The organism is Cupriavidus metallidurans CH34, from assembly GCF_000196015.1.
GTDB classification, from domain to species: Bacteria; Pseudomonadota; Gammaproteobacteria; order Burkholderiales; family Burkholderiaceae; genus Cupriavidus; species Cupriavidus metallidurans.
Map to the genome: position 1 here is coordinate 192463 of NC_007973.1, position 23272 is coordinate 215734.

Sequence of the window (23272 nt, forward strand, 5' to 3'; positions counted from 1 at the left end):
GGACCTCCTTGTGAATATCGTCATTCTTGCCGCGGGCATGGGCAAGCGGATGAACTCCGCTCTGCCCAAGGTGCTGCACCCGGTGGCCGGCCAGCCAATGCTATCCCACGTCCTCGATACCGCGCGCACGCTGTCGCCGTCGCGGCTCGTGGTGGTGGTGGGTCATGGTGCCGAACTGGTGCGCAAAGCCGTTGGCGCGGACGATGTTGCCTTTGCCGAGCAGGCTCAGCAACTGGGCACCGGCCACGCCGTGATGCAGGCCCTGCCGCTGCTCGACGACAGCCAGCCCACGCTGGTGCTGTACGGCGACGTGCCGCTGACCTCGGTCGACACCCTGAAGGGCCTCGTGCAGGCCGCGGGCGCCGAGCGTCTGGGCGTGCTGACTGTCGAGATGCCCGATCCTACCGGATATGGACGGATCGTTCGTGACGCCGCCGGCAATATCGTGCGCATCGTCGAGCAGAAGGACGCCAGCGAGGACGTCCGCGCGATTCGCGAGATCAACACCGGCATTATCGTCTGCCCGACGGCGCATCTGCGCCAGTGGCTGGCCACGCTGCGCAACGACAACTCGCAGGGCGAGTACTACCTGACCGATACGATCGAGCGCGCCGTCAATGATGGCGTGGAGGTCGTGTCGGCCCAGCCGGCCGCGCTGTGGGAGACGCTCGGCGTCAACAGCAAGGTCCAGCTTGCCGAGATCGAACGTATTCACCAGCGCAACATTGCCCAGCGGTTGCTGGAGGCGGGCGTCACGCTGCTCGACCCGGCACGCATCGACGTGCGCGGCGAGCTAACCTGCGGGCGCGACGTCACCATCGACGTGGGCTGCGTGTTCGAGGGCCGCGTGCACCTGGAAGACGGCGTGTCCGTTGGCGCGCACTGCGTCGTTCGCAACACGACGATCGGCGCCGGCGCGCGTATCCAGCCGTTCTGCCACTTCGAGGACGCCAAGGTCGGGCCTGACGGACGCATCGGACCGTACGCGCGGTTGCGCCCGGGCACGGAACTCGGCCAGGACGTGCATATCGGCAATTTCGTCGAGATCAAGAACAGCCAGATCGCCGACCACAGCAAGGCCAATCACCTGGCCTACGTGGGCGACGCGACGGTGGGGCAGCGCGTCAATATTGGCGCGGGTACCATTACCTGCAATTACGATGGCGTGAACAAGCACCGCACGGTGCTCGAGGACGATGTGTTCATCGGCTCCGACACCCAGCTGGTGGCGCCGGTGACGGTGCGCCGCGGCGCCACGATTGGCGCGGGGACCACGCTGACCAAGGAAGCGCCGGCTGACAAGCTGACGTTGTCGCGCGCCAAGCAGATGACCCTGGATGCGTGGCAGCGTCCGGTCAAGCAACCGAAGAAATAAGAGGGGTTCAAAACATGTGTGGCATCGTTGGGGCGGTCTCTCACCGCAATATCGTTCCTGTCCTGATCGAAGGCCTGCGCCGCCTTGAGTACCGTGGCTACGATTCCTGCGGCGTGGCCGTGGTGCGTGACGGTATTCTCGAGCGCGCCCGTACCGTATCGCGCGTGGCCGAACTGGACGCGCAGACGCAATCGTCTGGCCTGGCCGGCCACATCGGCATCGCGCACACGCGCTGGGCGACGCACGGCAAGCCGGACACCGTCAACGCCCACCCGCACTTCTCGGACGAGACCATCGCGCTCGTTCACAACGGCATCATCGAGAACTACGAGCCGCTGCGCGACGAACTGCGCGCGGTCGGGTACGGTTTCGAATCGCAGACTGATACTGAAGTGGTGGCGCACCTGATCCACCAGGCTTACACGTACCCGAGCAGCGCCACGCGAGGCGACCTGTTCGGCGCGGTGCGCGCGGTCACCAAGCGCCTGCATGGCGCCTACGCGATCGCCGTGGTGGCCAAGGACCAGCCGGACGTGGTGGTCGGCGCGCGCGCCGGCTCGCCGCTGGTGGTGGCACTGGGCGAGGACGAATCGTTCCTGGCCTCTGACGCGCTGGCCGTGGCCGGCACCGCCAACCGCATCATCTATCTGGAAGAGGGCGACGTGGTCGAGATCTCGCGCGGTGGCGCGCGGATTCGCGACGTGCACGATCACGAGGTCGAGCGCGAAGCGCGCGTGGTGGAAGCCCACGCCGCCGCGGTGGAACTGGGCCCGTACCGGCACTTCATGCAGAAGGAAATCTTCGAGCAGCCGCGCGCGCTGGGCGACACGCTGGAAGGCATCTCCGCGATCACGCCCGAGCTGTTCGGTGAGAACGCCGCGCAGGTGTTCTCGGAAATCGACAGTGTGCTGATCCTGGCCTGCGGCACGAGCTACTACTCGGGCTGCACGGCCAAGTACTGGCTCGAATCGATCGCGAAGATCCCGACCCAGGTGGAAGTGGCCAGCGAATACCGCTATCGCGACACCGTGCCGAACCCGCGCGCGCTGGTGGTGGTGATTTCGCAGTCGGGCGAGACGGCCGACACGATGGCCGCGCTGCGTCATGCCCGCTCACTGGGCCACACGCACACGCTGGCCGTCTGCAACGTGGCGACGAGCGCCATGGTGCGTGAGACCGAGCTGAGCTTCCTGACACGCGCCGGTACCGAGATCGGCGTGGCGTCGACCAAGGCCTTCACGACACAACTGGCCGCGCTGTACATGCTGACGCTGGCGCTGGCCAAGGTGCGCGGCTACCTGACCGATGCGCAGGAAGCCGAAGCCCTGACCAACCTCCGCCACCTGCCGGCCGCGCTGCATGGCGTGCTGGCGCTGGAGCCGCAGATCATCGCGTGGTCGGAAGACTTCGCGCGCCGCGAGAACGCGCTGTTCCTGGGGCGCGGCCTGCATTACCCGATCGCCCTGGAAGGCGCGCTCAAGCTCAAGGAAATCTCGTACATCCACGCTGAAGCCTATCCGGCCGGCGAACTCAAGCACGGCCCGCTGGCGCTCGTGACCGAGGCGATGCCGGTGGTGACCGTAGCGCCGAACGACGCGCTGCTGGAGAAGCTGAAGTCGAACATCCAGGAAGTGCGCGCCCGCGGTGGCCGTCTCTATGTGTTCGCCGACTCGGATACGCATATCCAGTCGTCGGATGGCATCCAGGTGATCCGGTTGCCGGAGCACTATGGTGCGCTGTCCCCGATCCTGCATGTGGTGCCGCTGCAACTGCTGGCGTATCACACCGCCTGCGCACGCGGTACCGACGTCGACAAGCCGCGCAACCTGGCCAAGTCGGTGACGGTGGAGTAAGCGCGGCCGTCCTGCTGTTTCCTCTCCTCTTTATCCTCGCCTCGGTCGTGACGTTGGTTTGGACACGTCCGCCGTGGCGACGGAACTGTGACGGTCTGCTGCGCAAATGCCGATTTTGTGCCGCAAACGCATCATTTGTGCCATATTCGATGGCCGGAATGGTTGTCAGGGCCACATAGTGGTTGCTAAACGCCGACATAGAATTGGTGTTCTCGCCACGCGGTGATTGACATAGGGTGGCGGGTATTCCACTATTTCGTCGCCTCGCCAGTAAAAGTGCTAGTGCTGCCGAAACACGTTTCGACGGAATTCGGCAAGCCATAAACAATCAAGAAGAATCCTTTTCGGGTGTGCCGCGAAATCGCTCCACAGAGGGCGGCTCGCGTGCCAACAGTGCCTATCGGGGGTCAGATGCACAGGGTCAATTCAGGAATCTCGCAGGAAGCTTTGCTCGTCAGCCGGTGGTTGCGCTGACATGGCTCGCCTTCCTCACGCTCGGCTGACCGGGCGTGGAGGGCGCGCGTTGGCAGTCCGCATCGAGGATGCGGATGTCGATGGCGTGCGCGCTTCACGTGCCAACCGGAAGCCTTCTCTCCGTACCGTATCGGGATCGGCTGGTCTGACGCTGATCGAGATGGCGGTGACGGTTGCTATCGTTGCCATCGTGGCGGCCATCAGCACGCCGTCGTTCCTCTCCTTCATCCAGTCCAATCGCGTCCAGAGCGAGGTGAACTCGATGGTGAACTCACTGCAGTTAGCGCGCAGTGAAGCCATCAAGCGCGGCCAGTCGGTCAGCATTTGTCCGTCCAGCAATGGTTCCAGTTGCCTGGGCGCCAATACCTGGAATGTCGGCTGGCTCGTGTTCGTGGATCGCAATGCCGATGGTGTTGTCGACACGCCCGCGAACGCGGCGGATCTTCTGCAGTATCGGGCACCCTGGGCCGGTACCGATACGTTCGTGGCCACACCGACCGCGACATTCGTGACCTACAACCGCGATGGTTTCGGGGTCAATCTGCCGGGAGGCGCCGTGACACTCGCGGCACAGACCCGTCCAGTTTCGGCTCAGGCCACGCGCTGCATCGCGCTCAACATGGTTGGCCGGCAGACCGTGCAGCAATCGGGGGTGGGCGCATGCAACTGAAGACGACAGGAAACCGGCACGCCGCGGGCTTCTCCTTGCTTGAAGTTCTGATTGCCCTGGTGATCACGGTGATCGGATTGTTCGGCATTGCCAAGATGCAGGCCGCCGCGATTGCCAATACGCAAGTCGCACGAGGACAGTCGCTGATTGCGCTGCAACTGGAAAGTCTCGCTGGTGCCATGCACGGCAACAAGGGATTCTGGGCGGCCGGTCTGGTGCCAGCGACGTTCAGCATGACAGGCGCGACTGTTACGGACACCACTGGCAAGCTCAGCACTACCGCACCGGATTGCAAGGCAACGACGTGCACGCCGACGCAACTGGCCGCCTATGACGTCCAGGGCTGGGCCGCGGAGATGAACGCCCATTTCCCGACCTATTCGGCTGCCGTCAATTGCGTCGTGCTGATCAACAAGCCCGTCACCTGCACGGTGTCCGCAAACTGGAATGAATCCAATCTGGCATACAACCAGACCACGGCAACCCTTGCCGGTCAGACGGCGCAAAGCCTGACGCTCTACGTGCAACCGTGATGGGTCAATCAATGCGACACCTTAGAAGAACCAGATCACGCCAGGCGGGGGTATCGCTGGTGGAAATCATGGTGGCGATGATCATCGGGCTATTCATGCTGTTGGCCCTGAGCACGCTGTTTCTCAATTTTCGTGGCACCTTCAGGGATCAGGATCAACTGGCCCAGCTTCAGGACAATGAGCGCCTGGCGCTGACCATGTTCTCCACCACCATTCAGTCCGCGGGCTATTTTCCAGACCCCGTGAACAATGTGGTGACCGGCGCGTTGCCGCTATCGACGGGCAATGCCTATGGCGACTTTGCCGCGGGGCAGGCCGTGGTCGGTACGTCGGGTGCGAACGGCGCAAGCGATACGCTGACTGCCCGTTTCATGACGGCCAATGGCGATGGCATTCTCAACTGTCAGGGTCAGTCCAATACGTCCGGTGCCAATGTGGTGTACGTCAACAGTTTTGCAGTCAATGTGAACAACGAACTGACGTGTGCCATCAATGGTGGCGCGGCGGTGCCGCTGGTCAGCGGCGTGACGGGATTCAGCGTCCTTTATGGAACAGACACCGCAAACGGTGGCAACGTCGATCAGTATCTGTCCGCCGCCGCGGTGACCGCAGCTGGGTACTGGCCCCAGGTCCGTACCGCGAGGGTGACGGTGACCTTCGTCAATCCGTATGCCACGCAACCGAGCCAGCCGGCAACACTGAGCTGGACCCAGACGATCAGCTTGATGAACCGGTCATGAAACATCCCACGCGCCATCGCCCGCCCGGACGGGGTACCAGTCAGGGTTATGTCCTGATCGTCGGGCTGCTGTTCCTGCTGGTGCTCTCGTTACTGGCGGTCTCGATGATGAAGAGCTTCGGCATGCAGGAAAAGATCGCCGGCAATACGCGCGAGAAGCAACGTGCGTTCGAGGCAGCGCAAAGCGCATTGCGATATGGCGAATGGTGGCTTGGCCAGGGCAACGGTTCAAGCGGAGCCCTATGCAAAAGCATTGTCAGTGTCACGGCCAATGATTGGTCAAGCATGCAGGTATGCAGCAACGCGCTGACTAACCCAACGGCCTTGCCCTGGACGCCGGCGCGTGCCGACTACAGCCCGCCATCTATGGCCGTGGCGCTCAATGGCAATCTTGGCGGGAAGGCAGCGAGCGGCGACATCAACTATGCGGCCCCGCCGAGCCTCTACATCAACTACCTCGGCCTTTCACAGGACGGGTTGTCAATGCTGTACAGCGTGACTGGCGCCGGTTACGGCGGCAGCGCGGCCACGGCTGCCGTGGTGCAAAGCACCTATCAGGTTGGCGCGAGTACCAAAGATCTCGGGAAAGAATGATGAGAAATCCTCCACGTCTCGCATTGGTGGCCTCGGCCGTGGCGGCGCTGCTTGCTGCGCAGGCTCGCGCGGTTGTGATTCAGGACAATCTGAATGGGGCATCGTCCAGCTATCCATGGACCGCAATCAATGGTGCCTGCCTGACCGCTGGCGATGGCTCGGGGACGATCCCTGGATGCACGGCATCAAGCTTTACGTACTACTCGAGCAAGAGTTCGAAGCTCGTGGGCGGCGTGACAGGAACGCTTCCAGATACGGCTGGCTCCGGCGCGCTTCGGTTGACCAATGGTGACACGGGTAAGGGTTCGAACGGGAACAGCCAGAACGGCGCTGTCGTATCGAACTTCACCTTCCCGATGCAGGAGGGCTTGCAGGTTACGTTCTCCACCGTGACCTATGGCGGCAATGCATTCGGCAATACCGGTGCCGACGGCATCAGCTTCTTCCTTGCCGACGGCAATCAGGCCGCGAGCGTCGGGGCGCTGGGTGGCAGCCTGGGATATAGCTGCTCCAACGTGAACGCTGTCTATGACGGGGTGGTTGCCGGTTACATCGGGATCGGCATCGACGAGTATGGCAACTTCTCCAATGGGAGTTCCGGTGGCTCCAAGAATGACAACACCAGCACTGGACCGGGTTTCAAGGCGAACCGGATCAGTATTCGTGGCTCGGGGAATACGAACTGGGCAAATCTGCTGGCGACCTACAACTCGTACTACAAGAAGGTCCCCACATCGAAGATTCCTACTGCGGTGCAGAACACGTGCGCTGCAGGATATGTACAAGACTGGTCGAGTGGCAAGGACAATGGCTCGGTAACAAGCAAGCCACTGGCCTACAACTACAACTTCATTGCATCGAGCGATCTGCCGAACGCGATCGCGAACCAGCAGGCCACAGCCACGCCAACCCGTGGCAAGGCCATCCCGATCGTCTACTCGCTCAAGCTCACGCAAAACGGACTGCTGAGCATGTCGTACAGCTATAACGGCGGTGCGGCCACGCCAATCATCACGAACCAGGACATCACGAAGTCGAACGGACCGGTGCCGACCCAGTTCCGTTTCGGGTTTGCCGCTGGCACCGGTAGCGGTAGCAACGTTCATGAGATTACCTGTTTCAAGGCGGAGCCTGTTGGTCAGTCAAGCAGTTCGGCAGGCACCAACGTGCAGCAGTCCGCGCGCGTGGAAGCTGGATCGCAGGTGTACCTGGCCTACTACCATCCGACCAACTGGTGGGGAGAGCTGAGCGCGCAGAACCTGCTCTACGACGCTTCGAGCGACACGGTCTCGATGAGCACCACCGCCAACTGGAATGCAAGTTGCGTGCTGACCGGTGGAAGCTGCCCGTCCACTGGCGGCACCAACACCGCGCAATCTCCGACCGCGCGAAAGATCCTCACCTGGAGTGGCTCGACTGGCATCCCCTTCCGCTGGGATAGCACCTATACGCCGCCAGCTGCCGTGCAGACACTCATGACCGCGGGCGACGCCAGTGCGACCAACAAGCGCCTGAACTATCTGCGCGGCGACCGTACCAACGAGATCACGACATCAGGAACGGGTTTGTATCGCGCACGCACGGGCGTGCTGGGCGACATCATGGATTCAAGTCCGACCTGGGTGGGGGCGCCTTCCTCGCCCTACAGCGGGCCCTGGACGGACGCCCTGTACAAGACCGCCACCGCTGCAGAGCCAAAAGGCAGCTATGACACGTTCAAGCAGAACAACGCGCTGCGCCAGAATATCGTCTACGTCGGGGCCAACGATGGTCTGCTGCACGGCTTCCGTTCCGGCTACTACGACGCGGGCGGAAACTTCGTCGGCAGCGATGCCAGCAAGCCGAATGACGGGAGCGAGGCGATCGCTTACATGCCGGGCGCCGTGCTGAAGACGATCCATTCCTCGACCAGTGCGCTGGACCTCGCCTCGGCGCAGTATGTGCACAACTACTTCGTGGATGCGACGCCAGGCACGGGCGATCTCTACTATCAGAATGCCTGGCATACGTGGCTGGTTGGAGGCCTCGGTCCCGGCGCGAACGCAACCGGGCCGATCGGCGACAAGACGACGACGGGTACGGGTGGTGCCATCTACGCGCTCGATGTCACGAACCCTGCCGGGTTTGCCGATGACGCCGCAACGGCAAGCAGCCTGGTAATCGGCGAGTGGGACAACACGCTGAAATGCACCGGTAATACCGGCTGTGGCACGAACCTTGGAAACACCTACGGCACACCGGTGATTCGCCGCCTGCACAACGGCAACTGGGCGGTGCTGTTCGGCAACGGCCTGAACAGCGCATCCGGCTCGGCGGGACTGTATGTGATGCTGGTCAACCCGGCGGACGGCTCAAAGTCGTTCCTGTACCTGGATACGGGATACGGTCCGGCCAAGGATCCGGCCGGCAAGAATTCCAAGAATGGCATTGCCTATGTGACACCCGCGGATCTCGATGGCGACCACATTACCGACTACGTCTATGCCGGCGATATGTTCGGCAATGTCTGGCGTTTTGACCTGACTTCGAACACGCCTGCCAACTGGAGTGCGTCGGCCAAGCCGCTGCTGGCCACCGGGCTCCCCATTACCAGCAAGGTTGCCGTGGCTGCCGTGCCCGGCAGCGGCACCGGGGCCAATGCGATACCGCGTGTCATGGTCAGCTTCGGCACCGGTCGTCGCCTGGAACAGACGCAGAGCAGCGAAGCTGTGTTCGAGAGCGCCACCCAGTCACTTTTCGGTGTGTGGGACTGGAACATGACGGCATGGAACGGCGTGGCCCCGGCCAGCGCGAAGTATGCGGCGTTGGCAACCGCGCCGCAGCCGCTGGCAATCGCCAACCTTACGGCGCAGTCGATCACCAACGAAGGCCGCGCCAGTTCGAATACCGCGATGTTGCGCACGGTCAGCGCCACCGCCGTCTGCTGGCAGGGCAGTACCGTTTGCTCCAGTGGCAACACCAAGTATGGCTGGCAATTGCCGCTGTCCACGAATCCTGGCGAACAGGTGATCTACAACCCCGTGATCGCATACGGAATGTTCATCGTCAATACGACGATCCCACCGAGTTCGGCGGCTGCGCAGGCGCTCTCCTGCAATACGGAGGTGCCTACTGGATTCACGATGGGGGTTTCCATGGCCACTGGCGGCGCGGCATCCCAATCCTTCTTCAGTACTGCCAACAGCAACACATTCCCGCTGCTTAATGGCGGAATCGTCAGCGGCATTGGCCTGAGCGGTACGGGCTCCCCGTCGATCGTGACAGCGCAGAAGAGACCGTACATCGTGCAGCAGACGGTTGGGGGCACGGGCGTCGTTACCCAGATCAACCCCGGTGCCAATGCCACGGGATCACGCATCAACTGGATCAAGTTGCGCTAATCATGAACCGTCGACCAAAACATTCCGCGGGCTTTTCGCTTGTCGAACTCATGATCGTCGCGATAATCGTCGCGATCCTGGCGGCTATCGCATTCCCTTCGTACATGCAGCATGTGCGCAAGTCACGTCGAACCGATGCCAAGACGGCGTTGCTCGATGCTGCGGCAAGGCAGGAGAAGGTCTTTAGTACGCAAAACCTGTACGGTGGCGCCCCGGGCGATCTGGGCTACGCGGGCGCCGCGTATCCGGTGCAGATTCAATCGAGCGGACAAACGTTCTATCAGCTCACCGTTGCCACAGCCAACTCGGGTACGACGTACACGGCCACGGCCGCGCCGGTCGGCGCGCAGGCCGGGGATGACTGCGGCTCGTATGTCATCAACAATCTGGGCGTGCAGTCCAACACCGGGACGTCCAACGGGGCCACGTCCGCCACCTGCTGGTAGGCAGCAAGAGGTGCGTCGATGCGCGCGCGGGAAGTGCCGCATGTGATGGCCGGCAGGTCACTCCAAGGCCGCAGGTCCAAGAGGCATCATCAAAATGATCTGGCGTCGTTGCGCGGCCTTGCCGTACTACTTGTACTGTCCGCGGCCGTGCGCCTAGCCAGAACCGCTTCGCTTCATTTTGATAGCGCCTCTTAATGCCTGAGGACATGCCCATACCGCGGCGCCGGCCGTGAAGGATGCGTTCCATCTACCGCCCGGTAACCCCGCGCAGGGTAGGAAATTGCGTTTCGCGGTATCCTTGCCGGCGTGCCACGTCCGCGCCGCCTGCCCGGCGCCGCCCGGCGCGCCTGCCCCGGCCCGGTATCATGCCGCTCGGGCCCCACGGCGCATCAAGCATTTTGCATACCCTATGAAAGATCTAGAAAGTGAGCTGATCGGCTCTGCCCGGCTGCCGACCCGCTATGGAGAATTTACCGCACACGCCTTCCAGGGCGTTGATACCGGTACTGAACATCTTGCGCTGTCGATGGGCGAAATCTCGGGCGAAAACCTGCTCGTGCGCCTGCATTCGGAATGCCTGACCGGTGACGTCTTCGGTTCCTGCCGCTGCGACTGCGGCGAGCAACTTGACCTCGCGATGCAGCGGATCGCCGAAGAGGGCCGCGGCATCCTGCTGTACCTGCGTGGTCACGAGGGGCGCGGCATCGGCCTGTCGAACAAGATCCGCGCGTACGCGTTGCAGGATGGCGGACTGGATACGGTTGATGCCAATCTGGCGCTAGGCCAGGCGATCGATTCGCGCACCTATGCGTTCGCGGCCGATTTCCTGCGTCAGTGGGGGGTGAGTTCGGTCCGTCTGATGAGCAACAACCCGATCAAGATCAAGGCGCTCGAGGATGCAGGCATCAAGGTGACCGAGCAGGTCCGCCATGTGGTGCCGGCGAATGCCGAGAACGAGAAGTATCTGGCCACCAAGCGGTCGCGCATGGGGCACCTGCTCGATTGATCGACTGGGTTGTGGCCGCAGCCGATGGCTGACACCGAAGGCGCTTCGTATGACGAAGCGCCTTTTCTTTTATGCGTCGAAATCGAAATCAAAATCAGTCGCATAATCGCCGGCACCAATGATATTTTCGGGCAAAGCCACGCCGGAGCTTGATCTTCCGCTGTCGGGAATTACCATGAAAATCACGCCGAAAGTCTTCCGGAGGGATTTGTCATGAAGGCAGACAAAAAGGTTATCCAGTTACTGAATGGCCAGCTCAAGCACGAGCTGACCGCCATCAATCAGTATTTCCTGCACGCGCGCATGTATCGTCACTGGGGGCTCAAGGAACTCGGCAAGCACGAATACGAAGAGTCGATCGAGGAGATGAAACATGCGGACAAGCTGATCGAACGCATCCTGATGCTCGACGGTCTGCCTAATCTGCAGGACCTGGACAAGCTGCTGCTGGGCGAGAATACCGAAGAGATGCTTGGCTGCGACCTCAAGCTCGAACTCGCGTCTCAGGTCACCAGCAAGGATGCGATCAAGTACTGTGAGTCGGTGGGCGACTATGTCTCGCGCGAGATCCTGAGCGAGATCCTCTCCGATACCGAGGATCATATCGACTGGCTGCAGACGCAACTCGAGCTGATCGGCAAGATCGGCCTGCAGAACTACCAGCAAAGCGCGATGGGCGGCGTCGAATAAGCCCATCGCCTGCAGGTTTTTCCAACATCGGATACACTGCGCCCCGCACCTCGGAGCGGTCCCACACGCGGACCGGCATCCCACGGCGGGGTGGCAGAGTGGTTATGCGACGGCCTGCAAAGCCGTTTACGACGGTTCGATTCCGTATCCCCGCCTCCAATTCCCCAATCCCCCCCCGAAATCCCTTTTCATTTTCCGGACGCATTTTCGTCATCGCGGTGTCTTTGGGCTCGTGAATAAAAGCTGGCGCGCTTCATGCTGCATGGAAGGTGATTTGCAGCGTCATGCGCGGTCAGGCGTGGCGCGCGTCGCATTGGGCCATCTCCCTCTGGTAAGTCCGCCCCGATTGCGATACTGTCGAACCGGGTGTGCACCAAATGTCAGCATCTCGCAGCTCCCCAAGGGCGCACGTTCGTCGTACGACAAGTCCGGCTCTGGTACAGCCGCCGGCGACATTATCTGACCATGCAGGGCTTCCATGGCGTATCCGTCCAACGTGATGAGACATACAGAGGCTCCAGATGATTAGGGACTTGCGAATCCGCGCGGCGCAGCCGGCGGATGCCGCCGCAATCGGAGCGGTACTCGAGCGGTGTGGCCTTCCCGTGGACGACCTGGCGCGACTCGTCGGCGAGTTCCATGTGGCTGTACTCGAATCGCAGATTGTCGGTTGCGCGTGTGCCGAACTGTTCGGCGACTCCGCCATCGTGCGATCGGTGGCAGTACTGCGCGAATGGCGCGACCAGGGGATTGCGAGCCATCTCGTCAACGCCGTGATGATGCGCGCCCGTGCCAACGGCAGCCGCCGCGCCGTGCTGCTGACGTCGACTTGTCCGAGCTACTTCGCGCGTTATGGCTTCACGCTGATTCACGCATCGAAGCTGCCGCCGGAAATTCTCGAAAGCAAGGAGTTCCAGCGGATGCGCAATACCAGCGCGCTTTGCATGTGCTGCGAACTGGCCTGAGTGACTTGGGCGTCGGCAGGATTCCGCAAAAGCGTCAATAATCGGGTCTCCGCAATTCGTACGAGCATCGAGGAGCCCCCATGCCAACCACCGTCCGCGCCGTCCGCCTTCACGAATTTGGTTTGCCGCAAGTGATGCGGCTCGAGTCCGTCGAATTGCCGCCACCAGCGGCGGGCGAGGCGCGCGTGCGGCATACCGCAATCGGTTTCAATTTCATCGACGTCTACCAGCGGCGCGGCACCTATCCACTGCCGGTCGGCACGGGTCTGGGCCATGAGGCCGCCGGCGTGGTCGAGGCGATTGGCGATGGTGTGACCGATGTCGCGGTCGGCGATCGCGTGGCCTACATGAACGCCGGACTCGGCGCCTACGCCGAAGGGCGCAATATCCCCGTGGACAAGCTTGTGAAGCTGCCGGATGCGATCAGCGACGAGCAGGCCGCGGCCGTGATCTTCAAGGGCATGACCGCGCAGTACCTGGTCCGCCATACCTACGCGGTGAAGCCGGGCGACACGGTACTCGTGCACGCGGCGGCAGGGGGCGTCGGGCAGATCCTGAGTGGCTGGGCGAAGGCGCTGGGCGCCCGCGTGATCGGCACGGCCGGGTCGGCGGCAAAATGCGAAATTGCCCGCGCCGTGGGATGCGACGTCGCGATCGACTACAGCCATGGCGATTGGGTCAAGCAGGTGCGTGACGCCACCGATGGGCGCGGCGTGAACGTAGTCTATGACGCCGTGGGCAAGGACACCTTCCTCGGCTCGCTCGATTGCGCGCAGACCTTCGGCATGGTGGTGCTCTACGGCGGCGCGTCCGGCCCGGCGCCTGCCATCGAGCCCGAGTTGCTCAACAAGAAGGGCTGCCTGTACCTGACGCGACCCTCGGTGTTCCCGCACAACGCTGATGCAACACGTTTCCGCGCCAATGCGAAGGACCTGTTCGATGCCATCGCCGCCGGTCACGTGAAGGTCCAGATTGGCGCGCGCTTTCCGCTGGCGGACGTGGCGCGCGCGCACGAGGCTGCCGAAGGCCGGGCGACTACCGGCGCGATCCTGCTGCTGCCCTGAGTGACCTGAGCGGGTTTGCCGCCTAGTGACGGTGGCCGCGATGCGCCGCGTGGCCATCGTGGCCGTCTCGGCCATCGTCGCATTGATTGATTTCGACGCTCACGTGCACGAGTTCATCGTGTATCGATAGCGCGTGCCGCACGCGCTGCGGCGTCAGGCTGGCGTCGTGGGTGACCAGGCTGGCGATGCACGCGAATTTTTCACGGCCCACGCGCCAGACGTGCAGGTCGGCCACGCGCGTGCCGTCCTCGCCGTGCGAGAACTGCGCCAGCACTTCGCGTACTTCTTCGACCACCGGGTGATCCATCTCGCGATCGAGCAGCACCGTCCCGCTCTGGCGCATCAGGCCGATGGCCCAGCGGCCTACCAACACCGCGCCGACCAGACCCATCACCGGATCGAGCCAGCTCCATCCCAGCCACCAGCCACCCGCCAATGCAACGATCGCCAATACCGAGGTGGCGGCATCGGCCACCACGTGCAGATAGGCCGAACGCAGGTTGATGTCGTGATGGCGGTGGCCATGATCGTCGTGACCGCCGTGACCATGACCATGACCATGACCATGATCGTGGTGATCATGCCCGTGCGCCTGATGGCCGTGGTCGTGCCCGTGCCCGTGATCATGGCCGTGGTGCGCGCCGCCGAGGATCAACGCACAGGCCAGGTTGACGATCAGGCCGATCGCGGTGATCGCCATCGCCTCCTGATAGTGAATCGGCTGGGGGGTGAACAGCCGCTCGACCGAGCCAAACACCATCAGGCCAGCGACGCCAAGCAGGAAGATGGCGCTGGCGAATGCGGCGAGAACTTCGATCTTCCAGGTTCCGAAAGAGAATCGGCCATCCTGCGACAGCCGGCGGGCCGCCGCATAGGCGAACGCGGACAGACCGATGGCCAGTGCGTGCGAGCTCATGTGCCAGCCATCGGCTAGCAGTGCCATCGAGTTGAAGACGAGACCCGCGGCGATTTCGACGATCATCATCGCCAGCGTGATCCACATGACTAGCCGCGTGCCGCGTTCGGCCGCCTGGTTGCCTGCGTCGAACACGTGGGAGTGGGTCCACGCGGAGAGGTTTTGCGTGTGCATGGCGGTGCAGTCCGGATGGGTTGGATCGGGTTTGAAGTATGCGCGAAGGGTAGCAGCATGGGCGGTCGACAGGGCCTTCATCCCTGCCGTCGACATGGCTGCCCGGCTGCAGTCGGCTACCAACGGGGAGCTACCACCCGTGATATGGCGCGGCGGGGTCGTAGTGACCGAAGCGCTCGGCGAGGAAGTCGACGAAAGCACGTACGCGTGCCGAGAGCTTGTCACGAGACAGATACACCGCATGGATGTCGGCGGCCTGCGCGGACCACTCCGGCAACACTTGCCGCAGCCGTCCCGAGCGCAGCAGCGGCGCGACCTCCCATTCGGACCTCAGCACGATGCCGTGGCCCTGCAGCGCCCAGTTGACGGCCACCTCGCCATCGTTGGTCGCCGCCATGCCGCGTACCTTGACCGTCTCCTGCCGTGCGGCGGATTGCTGGTGCTGGAGGTGCCAGGTACCGTAAGCGGCCTCGCTCTCGCGGATTACGATGCAGCGATGCTGCGTCAGCGCGCGTGGCGAGGCGGGTTCGCCGTGGCGGGCGAGGTAGGCGGGGGATGCGCACAGGAGCCGGCTATTGAGCGCGAGCCGTCGGGCGTTGAGGCGGGCGTCGGGCAGGTCACCCACCAGGATGCCGACGTCGTAGCCTTCCTCGGCCAGATTCAGCGCGCGGTCAGTCAACTGAAGCTGCACTTCGATATCGGGACAGGCCACGAGAAAATCACCGATGGCGGGTGCCAGGTGGCGGCGTCCGAACCCGAGCGTGCCGTTGACGCGCAGCAGGCCGCGCGGCGCCACGCGGCTGCCACGCAAGCCCTGCTCCAGCTCGTCGAGCTCGGCCAGGATTCTTCCACCCTGGGCCAGATATGCCTCGCCCTCCGGCGTGACCGACAGTCGCCGCGTGGTGCGATTCAGCAGCCGCACCCCCAGGCGTGCCTCAAGCGCCGCCAGCCGCTTGCTGGTCGCCGATGGCGTGACGCCAAGCTGCTGCGCCGCGCCGGCAAGACTGCCGCGCTTGACGAGCAACACGAAGAACGCGAGATCGGAGAAGGCATCCATGGCGGCCGATTATTCGTGATGCATTCGTGAATTAAAGGCACGAATGTAAGTAATTTGGCGAAATTATAGCGATGGATTCCGCGATTAGACTGCGTGCATTCATTCATTCGAATTGCATTCACCCAGCCAATGCCATGACCGGTCGCACGCTATATCAGAAGCTCGTGGACTCGCACACGGTCGTCACGCTCGATGCGGACAACGTGCTGCTGTACGCGGATCTCCACATCATGAACGAGTACACGAGTCCGCAGGCGTTCGCCGGGCTCGCCGAGCAGGGCCGCAAGGTGGCGGCGCCGGGCCAGAACCTGGCCGTGGTCGATCACATCATCCCGACGCACGCGGAATCCCCGCGCGTGATCCAGGATCCCGCCTCGGCGCTGCAGGCTCGCAACCTGAAACGTAATTGCGACCTGCACGGTATTCCGCTGTTCGACACCAATGATCCGCTGCAGGGTATCGAGCATGTCATCGCGCCCGAGCACGGCATGATCCGGCCCGGCATGGTCGTGCTTTGCGGCGACAGCCATACCACCACCTACGGCGCATTCGGCGCGCTGGGCTTCGGTATCGGCACCTCCGAGGTGGAGCACGTGCTGGCCACGCAGACGCTGGTCTACCGGCTGGCGCGCGACATGCGTATCCGCGTGGATGGCCCGCTGCCATCGGGCACGACTTCGAAAGACCTGATCCTCCACATCATCGCGCGCATCAGCGCGCAGGGCGCGCGTGGCTACGCGGTGGAGTTCACGGGCAGCACGATCCGTGCGTTGTCGATGGAAGCGCGCATGACCCTGTGCAACATGACCGTGGAGGCGGGCGCGCGCGGGGCACTGATCGCGCCCGATGCCACGTCGATCGACTATGTCCTGCGCCGGGCACCAGACATCGACGCCGACATGGCCGAAACCGCGCGCCGGGCATGGGCCGGGCTGCGGTCGGATGCCGATGCCGGCTTCGATCTCGAACTGGCATTCGATGCCGCTGCGGTGGAGCCGTTCGTCACCTGGGGCACGAGCCCGGATCAGGCGATTCCCGTGAGCGCCACGGTGCCGCAGCCGGCCGACGCCGGGGACAGCAACGCCCGCGTTTCCGCCGAGCGCGCGCTTGAGTACATCGGCGTGACGCCCGGCGTGTCGCTGCAGGGGCTGCCTGTGCAGCGGGTGTTTATCGGCTCCTGCACGAATGGCCGCATCGAGGACTTGCGCCAGGTGGCCGCCGTGGTACGCGGCCGCAGGGTGGCGCCGGGCGTACGTGCAATGGTGGTGCCGGGCTCCGGCGCCGTGCGCGATCAGGCTGAAGCCGAGGGCATCGCGGCCTTGCTGATCGATGCTGGATTCGAATGGCGCAAGCCCGGCTGTTCGATGTGCCTTGCGATGAACGACGACGTGTTGGCGCCGGGCGAGCGCTGCGCGTCGACCACCAACCGAAACTTCGAGGGCCGCCAGGGCCGTGCCGGACGCACGCACCTGATGAGCCCGGCCATGGCAGCCGCCGCAGCCGTTACCGGCTGTATCACCGACGTGCGGGAACTGGAGATCCAACATGGATGACATCACGACGATCGAAGGTGTCGGCGCGCCACTACCGCTGCCGAACCTGGATACCGACCAGATCATGCCGAAGCAGTTCCTGCGTGGCATCGACAAGGCGGGGCTCGACCGCGGGCTGCTTCACGACATGCGTTTCGACGCGAACGGAGCCCCGCGTGCGGACTTCGTGCTGAACCAGCCGGCGTGGCGCGACACGCGCGTGCTGGTCGCCGGGCCGAACTTCGGCTGCGGTTCGAGCCGTGAGCACGCGGTCTGGGGGCTGCAGCAATATGGCATCCGCGCGGTCATCGCGCCGAGCTTCGGCGAGATCTTCTACTCGAACGCGATGAACAACCGGTTGTTGCTGGTGGCGCTGCCGCAGGCGGATGTCGACCAGATCATGGCGGCCGTGAGTGACCCCGTGGCGCCGGCGTCGATCCGTATCGACCTGTCGACCATGACGGTCAATGCCGGCGACTTCGCCAAGTCGTTCTCGCTCTCTCCGCGCCACCTCGACATGTTCCGGCTCGGCCTCGATGTCATCGGCATGTCGTTGACGCACGCCGATGCGATTGCGGCATTCACAAGTCGGCACCACGCGGACAACCCCTGGCTACGCGACGTGGCCGCGACTACCATGGCACGGCTCGGCCGCATGGCTGGCTGACGGAGGAGATACGATGTTCGAAGGATTCACGACCCAGCGCATTGATCACGACGGCGTGGCGATCCATGCGGTGGTCGGCGGAGAAGGTCCGCCGCTGCTGCTGTTGCACGGCCATCCGCAGACCCATGTGATCTGGCACAAGGTGGCCGGTGAACTGGCCCGGCATTTCACGGTGGTGGCCACCGATCTGCGTGGCTACGGCGATAGCGACAAGCCGGCGGGTCTGCCCGACCACAGCAACTACAGCAAGCGGACAATGGCGGCCGATCAGATGGCGGTGATGCGGGCACTCGGCTTCGAGCGTTTCCGCGTGCTCGCTCACGACCGCGGCGCGCGCGTGGCGCACCGGCTGGCCGTCGATCATCCGCAGGCTGTGGAGAAGCTCGTGACGCTCGATATCGCCCCGACGCTGGCGATGTACGCGCAGACCAACGAGGCGTTTGCCCGGGCCTACTATCACTGGTTCTTCCTGATCCGTCCCGCGCCGTTCCCGGAGACGTTGATCGAGGCCGACCCTGAGCTTTACCTGCGCCAGACCATGGGTAGCCGCAGCGCCGGCCTGGCGCCATTCACCGACGAGGCGCTGGCCGAATACCTGCGCGGGCTGCGCCAGCCGGGCGCGGCGCATGGACTGTGCGAGGACTATCGCGCCAGCGCGGGCATCGATCTCGATCACGACCGCGCCGATATCGAGGCTGGCCGCATGATCGAATGCGAGATGCTGGCGTTGTGGGGAGCCGACGGGGCTGTCGGAAAGTGTTTTCAGCCACTTGAAGAATGGCGCAAGGTCGCCCGCCGTGTGACCGGTCACGCACTACCATGCGGGCACTACATCGCCGAGGAAATCCCGGAGCAACTGCTGGCGGAAGTGCTCCCGTTCCTGCGCGCCTGAGCGCGGCAACCTGTTGATTCCGCGATGTTTATCCTTCTCCCGCAGTCAGCCGGGAGAGGGATAATCGGCATCGGCGTGTGACTCGCGCCGATCGCGCCCGCGTAGGCCCCAGCATATCCCACCTCGCACTATCTCCAATTTTTTTGATATTCATGTTTAAGCGCTGCTGTGCAGCATATGTCCTACGCTGGCATGATGGCGGCCAGGTGATTCTTTGATGAGTCGGATGTTGTCGTGTCAACGTGCGCGACAACCTGCGCAAACATACATTCATGAATGGATGTATAATGCGCAGCAAAAATTCATTCCAAGACCCCTTTACTGCTGTTAGTTTTCACAATGACGTACCGATTTATTGCAAGCTGTCTTGCCGTCTGGCTCGGAATCTGTGTCGCCGCGAGCTGGTTGGTGGAGCGACTCTGGGCTTGACCGCCACTTGAGCGGTAGAGTGCTTCAGCCGGCATGGCTGCCTATGCAGTTCCCTTCGATGTCCGTTGCCGAGCCAATCTCTCTTCCATGTCCATGAACAAGAAGACAGAACAACAAGAACATCACATGCCCCCCGCTAATCTCTCCCGCAAGCTACCCTCCGCCCGCCTTCTGGCCATTGCCGCGCTGGTGGCGGGCGCCAGTTCGGCGGCCAGCGCCGAGGAACTGGTTGGTTGGGCGCACCCCGCCGTGCAGGCCGCGTTCGCGCGCGATACCGACCATGGCATCAACAAGTACGAAATCGCGGTCAACTTCAACACGCCAATCCAGTACGGCAATCCCGATGGCTGGCTGTTCAGGCTGCAGGCGGAAGCCAATATGGGCTACTGGGACGCGCGCAGCGGCACCAATCGCCAGAACCTGATGGAGTTCGGCCTGACGCCGATCCTGCGTGTGGAAAAGCGCGGCGGCTACTTCGTGCCGTTCCTGGAAGCCGGCGTGGGCTTGCGCCTGCTGACGCACACCTCGACGTCAGACCAGCACAATTTCAGCACAGCCTTCCAGTTTGGCGACATGGTCGGCCTGGGTGTGGGGTTCGGCAAGAATGCCGCGACCGAAGTGGGCATGCGCTTCCAGCACATCTCGAACGCCGGCATCAAGGAACCGAACCCGGGCACCAACCTGTACACCGGGTACGTGCGCTATCGCTTCTGATTCTGACGGCCGGCTGATCAGGCGGCGCGCGCCAACGCGCCCTGATCGGTGCGTACCGCATCGAAGAAGTCCCACAGCTGCGGTGCGTCGCTGGTCGCCACATTGAAGCGAATCCAGGGCGAATCGGCTTCGCCGGGCTCGAAGTAGGCGCCCGGCGCCAGCCAGATGCCGTGTTCCAGCGCAAGCGTGGCCAGCCGGTTGCCCGACGGCGCGGGCCCGTCGGTTTCCCGCATGCGTGCCCACGCAAACATCCCGCCTTCGGGGCGCAGCAGGACCTCCAGGCCGTGCGCGTCCATCTTCTCGGTCACCAGATCCTGCTGGGCGCGTAGCCGCTCGGCGAGCGCCGCCACGTGCCGGCCATAGTGCCCGCTGGTCAGGACCGAATACACGAGCCGCTCGGTCACTTCCGAGGACGTCAGTCCCACGGCCATCTTCGTGCGTGCGAAGGCCTTGGCCAGATCCGGGCTTGCGGCCAGATAGCCGACGCGCAGCGACGGCGCGATCGTCTTCGAGAAACCGTTCACATAGACCACCTGCGAGAGCCCGTCCATTGCCGCGAGCATCGGCGACCCGGCCGGCGCCAGTTCGCGATAGATGTCGTCTTCCACCACCAGTAGCCGGTGCTGCTCCGCGATCTGCAACACGCGGAACGCGTTCATGCTGGTCAGGCTCGCGCCGGTGGGGTTCTGCAGCACCGTGTTGATGAACAACGCACGCGGCGAGTGCTGGCGAATGGCGTCTTCGAGCGCGTCCGTGTCGAGGCCCGCAGCCGTGCGCGGCACGCCGATCGCGCGCAGGCCCGCCAGCCGAAGGATCTGCAGCAGATTGCAGTAGCACGGCGACTCCACCAGTACCGTGTCGCCGGGGCGCAACAGTGTGCGCACGACCAGATCCAGCGCCTGCGTGGCGCCCTGGGTCAGCACCACCTGTTGCGATTGCGCCGGAATGCCGTACTGGCTCAGGTGCGCGGCGATATGCTCGCGCAGCGCGCCGAAGCCATAGGGATGGCCGTATCCAGACACCTGCGCGGCCGGCACGCGCGCCGCGCTGCGCATGGCCTGATGCAATCCTTCCTCGTTGAGCCAGTCGCCGGGCAGCCAGCCGGCCCCTGCCTTGATCGGCACGGAGTGGTCGGCGAATACGTCGGAAAGCAGCCAGGCCGCGTTGAGTCCCGGGGCTTCCCAGTGCGGCACGCGCGCATGGCCGGCTGGGGCGTGCCGGTGTGCCACCGTGTAGCCGGAGCCGGGGCGGGCCGCGAGATACCCGAGCGCTGTCAGCCGGCCATAGGCCTCGGCTACGGTGAAGGTGCTGACATCGTGTTGCTGGGCGAAGCGACGCACCGACGGGAGCAACGCGCCGGCCCGCAGGGCCCGGCTGTCCACGAGCGCGGCGATGCCGGCGACGATCTGTTCGGTCAGCGTCTCGCCGCCACGGCGGCTGCGAACAAGGTTTAGGTTGAGCATTCGACGCCCGCAAGAGAACGAAACCTGTACAGTGTAGCGGGTACGGCAGATTGATGCGTTGCAGCGTGAGTCCTTATTCCAGTGCCAGCACGGGGTCTTTTGCTCGTGTCGTGTGATGTGATGTACCTGTACGGTTTGAGCTTCCTAAACTGTACGGTACGGCGTCGATCTCGCGACCGTATATTCTTGATGCCAGACCTCGCCGGTAGAGTTGCCCGAAACCGTGGCCGAACTCCCGAAATGAGCCCGGCTCCGCCCCACAACGCCTCACACCGCCATCAGGAGAATGTATGGACGCCGCCAAGACCGTGATCCCCGATCTCGAATCCCTGTGGATGCCCTTTACGGCCAATCGCCAGTACAAGTCCGCGCCGCGCCTGCTGGTATCGGCCAGCGGCATGTACTACACGACCCATGACGGTCGCCAGATCCTGGACGGTTGCGCCGGCCTCTGGTGCGTGGCCGCGGGCCACGCCCGCAAGGAAATCGTCGAGGCGATCGCGCAACAGGCCGCCACGCTCGACTACGCGCCGCCGTTCCAGATGGGCCACCCGCTCGAATTCGAAGCGGCGACCAAGGTGGCGTCGCTGATGCCGCAGGGGCTGGACCGCATCTTCTTCACGAACTCCGGTTCCGAATCGGTCGATACCGCGCTGAAGATCGCGCTGGCCTATCACCGTGCCCGTGGCGAAGGCCAGCGCACGCGCATCATCGGCCGCGAGCGCGGCTACCACGGCGTGGGCTTCGGCGGCATGGGCGTTGGCGGTATCGGGCCGAACCGCAAGATGTGGTCGGCCAATGTGATGCCCGGCACCGACCACCTGCCGGCCACGCTGAACATCGCAGAGGCCGCGTACTCGAAGGGCCAGCCGCAATGGGGCGCCCATCTGGCCGATGAACTCGAGCGGCTGGTCGCGCTGCACGATGCCTCGAACATCGCCGCTGTGATCGTGGAGCCGATGGCCGGTTCGGCCGGCGTGCTGATTCCGCCGGTCGGATATCTGGAAAAACTGCGCGAGATCACCAGCAAGCACGGCATCCTGCTGATCTTCGACGAAGTGATCACTGCGTTCGGCCGCCTGGGCGCCGCAACCGGCGCCGAGCGTCTGAAGGTGACGCCGGACCTGATCACCATGGCCAAGGCCATCAACAACGCCGCCGTGCCGATGGGCGCCGTGGCCGTGCGCCGCGAAGTGCATGACGCGGTGATCAACGCCACGCCGCAAGGCGGCATCGAGCTGCCGCACGGTTACACGTACTCGGGCCATCCGCTGGCGATGGCGGCCTGTATCGCCACGCTCGACATCTACAAGCGCGACAAGCTGTTCGAACGCGCGGCCGAGATGTCGCCGAAGTTCGAGTCGGCCGTCCACGGCTTGCGTGGTGCGCCGTATGTGAAGGACATCCGCAACCTTGGCCTGGTGGCGGGCGTGGAACTGGAATCGCGCCCCGGCGCGCCGGGCGCACGTGCCTACGAGGCATTCCTGAAATGCCTGGAGCTGGGTCTGCTGGTACGCTACACGGGCGATATCCTGGCGTTCTCGCCGCCGCTGATCATTTCGGAGGCCGAGATCGACCAAATGTTCGACACCGTGCGCCAAGCCTTGCATAGCATCAAGTAAGACCCGCCCCAGAGCGC

Annotated in this window: 21 protein-coding genes and 1 tRNA gene; 19 read left to right on the top strand and 3 right to left on the bottom strand. The window is 63.6% G+C overall.

What is annotated here, in order from left to right:
* Positions 1–10 precede the first annotated feature (10 nt).
* The 14 genes from glmU to RMET_RS01005 all read left to right on the top strand — a co-directional run bounded on the left by glmU (position 11) and on the right by RMET_RS01005 (position 13789).
* Positions 11–1375, top strand: a complete 1365-nt coding sequence (glmU, locus tag RMET_RS00945) for a bifunctional UDP-N-acetylglucosamine diphosphorylase/glucosamine-1-phosphate N-acetyltransferase GlmU (RefSeq protein ID WP_008641833.1) — start codon at positions 11–13, stop codon at positions 1373–1375.
* Between the two features lie 14 nt (positions 1376–1389).
* Positions 1390–3228 carry a glutamine--fructose-6-phosphate transaminase (isomerizing) gene (glmS, locus tag RMET_RS00950; RefSeq protein ID WP_011515093.1) on the top strand — a complete coding sequence of 613 codons (1839 nt, stop codon included), beginning with the start codon at positions 1390–1392 and terminating at the stop codon, positions 3226–3228.
* 523 nt (positions 3229–3751) lie between these two features.
* Positions 3752–4372 (top strand): GspH/FimT family pseudopilin, encoded by a 621-nt coding sequence (locus RMET_RS00955; RefSeq protein ID WP_227874054.1) that lies wholly within the window; start codon positions 3752–3754, stop codon positions 4370–4372.
* On the top strand, positions 4363–4905 hold the full coding sequence (locus RMET_RS00960; protein WP_011515095.1) for a type IV pilus modification PilV family protein: 543 nt from the start codon (positions 4363–4365) through the stop codon (positions 4903–4905). The genes RMET_RS00955 and RMET_RS00960 overlap by 10 nt, the downstream gene beginning before the upstream one ends.
* 11 nt (positions 4906–4916) lie before the next feature.
* A complete protein-coding gene (locus tag RMET_RS00965) occupies positions 4917–5645 on the top strand; it encodes a PilW family protein (RefSeq protein ID WP_011515096.1) in 729 nt (242 codons plus the stop codon).
* Entirely contained in the window at positions 5642–6238 is a 597-nt protein-coding gene (locus RMET_RS00970; RefSeq protein WP_011515097.1) for a pilus assembly PilX family protein, read from the top strand. Before RMET_RS00965 ends, RMET_RS00970 begins: the two co-directional genes overlap by 4 nt.
* Complete coding sequence (locus tag RMET_RS00975) at positions 6238–9618, top strand: pilus assembly protein (RefSeq protein ID WP_029306778.1); 3381 nt, start codon at positions 6238–6240, stop codon at positions 9616–9618. Before RMET_RS00970 ends, RMET_RS00975 begins: the two co-directional genes overlap by 1 nt.
* A 2-nt stretch (positions 9619–9620) precedes the next feature.
* Positions 9621–10064 carry a type IV pilin protein gene (locus RMET_RS00980; RefSeq protein ID WP_011515099.1) on the top strand — a complete coding sequence of 148 codons (444 nt, stop codon included), beginning with the start codon at positions 9621–9623 and terminating at the stop codon, positions 10062–10064.
* Between the two features lie 409 nt (positions 10065–10473).
* Positions 10474–11070: a GTP cyclohydrolase II gene (gene ribA / locus RMET_RS00985; RefSeq protein WP_011515101.1), complete on the top strand. Its 597-nt coding sequence runs from the start codon at positions 10474–10476 to the stop codon at positions 11068–11070.
* Positions 11071–11094: 24 nt separating this feature from the next.
* Entirely contained in the window at positions 11095–11223 is a 129-nt protein-coding gene (locus tag RMET_RS34350) for a hypothetical protein (RefSeq protein WP_267880297.1), read from the top strand.
* A 60-nt stretch (positions 11224–11283) separates the two neighbouring features.
* Positions 11284–11760 carry a bacterioferritin gene (bfr, locus tag RMET_RS00990; RefSeq protein ID WP_011515102.1) on the top strand — a complete coding sequence of 159 codons (477 nt, stop codon included), beginning with the start codon at positions 11284–11286 and terminating at the stop codon, positions 11758–11760.
* An 84-nt stretch (positions 11761–11844) separates the two neighbouring features.
* Positions 11845–11919 (top strand) — tRNA-Cys (locus tag RMET_RS00995).
* Between the two features lie 362 nt (positions 11920–12281).
* The gene (locus RMET_RS01000; protein ID WP_008641821.1) at positions 12282–12725 is read left to right on the top strand and encodes a GNAT family N-acetyltransferase; all 444 of its coding nucleotides are present in this window, start codon (positions 12282–12284) and stop codon (positions 12723–12725) included.
* Positions 12726–12805: 80 nt separating this feature from the next.
* The gene (locus RMET_RS01005; RefSeq protein ID WP_011515103.1) at positions 12806–13789 is read left to right on the top strand and encodes a quinone oxidoreductase family protein; all 984 of its coding nucleotides are present in this window, start codon (positions 12806–12808) and stop codon (positions 13787–13789) included.
* A 22-nt stretch (positions 13790–13811) separates the two neighbouring features.
* Here RMET_RS01005 and dmeF read toward each other — a convergent pair whose 3' ends face one another.
* Entirely contained in the window at positions 13812–14879 is a 1068-nt protein-coding gene (dmeF, locus tag RMET_RS01010; protein WP_035821846.1) for a CDF family Co(II)/Ni(II) efflux transporter DmeF, read from the bottom strand.
* Positions 14880–15009: 130 nt separating this feature from the next.
* On the bottom strand, positions 15010–15936 hold the full coding sequence (locus tag RMET_RS01015) for a LysR family transcriptional regulator (protein ID WP_011515105.1): 927 nt from the start codon (positions 15934–15936) through the stop codon (positions 15010–15012).
* Positions 15937–16070: 134 nt separating this feature from the next.
* Here RMET_RS01015 and leuC point away from each other — a divergent pair, with 134 nt between their 5' ends.
* The 4 genes from leuC (at position 16071) to RMET_RS01035 (ending at position 20170) form a co-directional block, all read left to right on the top strand.
* Positions 16071–17489, top strand: coding sequence for a 3-isopropylmalate dehydratase large subunit (gene leuC, locus RMET_RS01020; protein ID WP_029310020.1), 1419 nt, complete (start codon positions 16071–16073; stop codon positions 17487–17489).
* On the top strand, positions 17482–18135 hold the full coding sequence (gene leuD / locus RMET_RS01025; RefSeq protein ID WP_011515107.1) for a 3-isopropylmalate dehydratase small subunit: 654 nt from the start codon (positions 17482–17484) through the stop codon (positions 18133–18135). The genes leuC and leuD overlap by 8 nt, the downstream gene beginning before the upstream one ends.
* 13 nt (positions 18136–18148) lie before the next feature.
* Positions 18149–19027, top strand: a complete 879-nt coding sequence (locus tag RMET_RS01030) for an alpha/beta fold hydrolase (protein ID WP_011515108.1) — start codon at positions 18149–18151, stop codon at positions 19025–19027.
* A gap of 555 nt (positions 19028–19582) precedes the next feature.
* Entirely contained in the window at positions 19583–20170 is a 588-nt protein-coding gene (locus RMET_RS01035) for an acyloxyacyl hydrolase (protein ID WP_029306771.1), read from the top strand.
* Positions 20171–20187: 17 nt separating this feature from the next.
* On the opposite strand, the gene RMET_RS01040 is transcribed toward RMET_RS01035, so the two are convergent.
* Positions 20188–21633 carry an aminotransferase-like domain-containing protein gene (locus RMET_RS01040; protein ID WP_011515110.1) on the bottom strand — a complete coding sequence of 482 codons (1446 nt, stop codon included), beginning with the start codon at positions 21631–21633 and terminating at the stop codon, positions 20188–20190.
* A 290-nt stretch (positions 21634–21923) separates the two neighbouring features.
* On the opposite strand from RMET_RS01040, the gene RMET_RS01045 reads away from it, so the two are divergent.
* On the top strand, positions 21924–23255 hold the full coding sequence (locus RMET_RS01045) for an omega-aminotransferase AptA (protein WP_011515111.1): 1332 nt from the start codon (positions 21924–21926) through the stop codon (positions 23253–23255).
* Positions 23256–23272 lie beyond the last annotated feature (17 nt).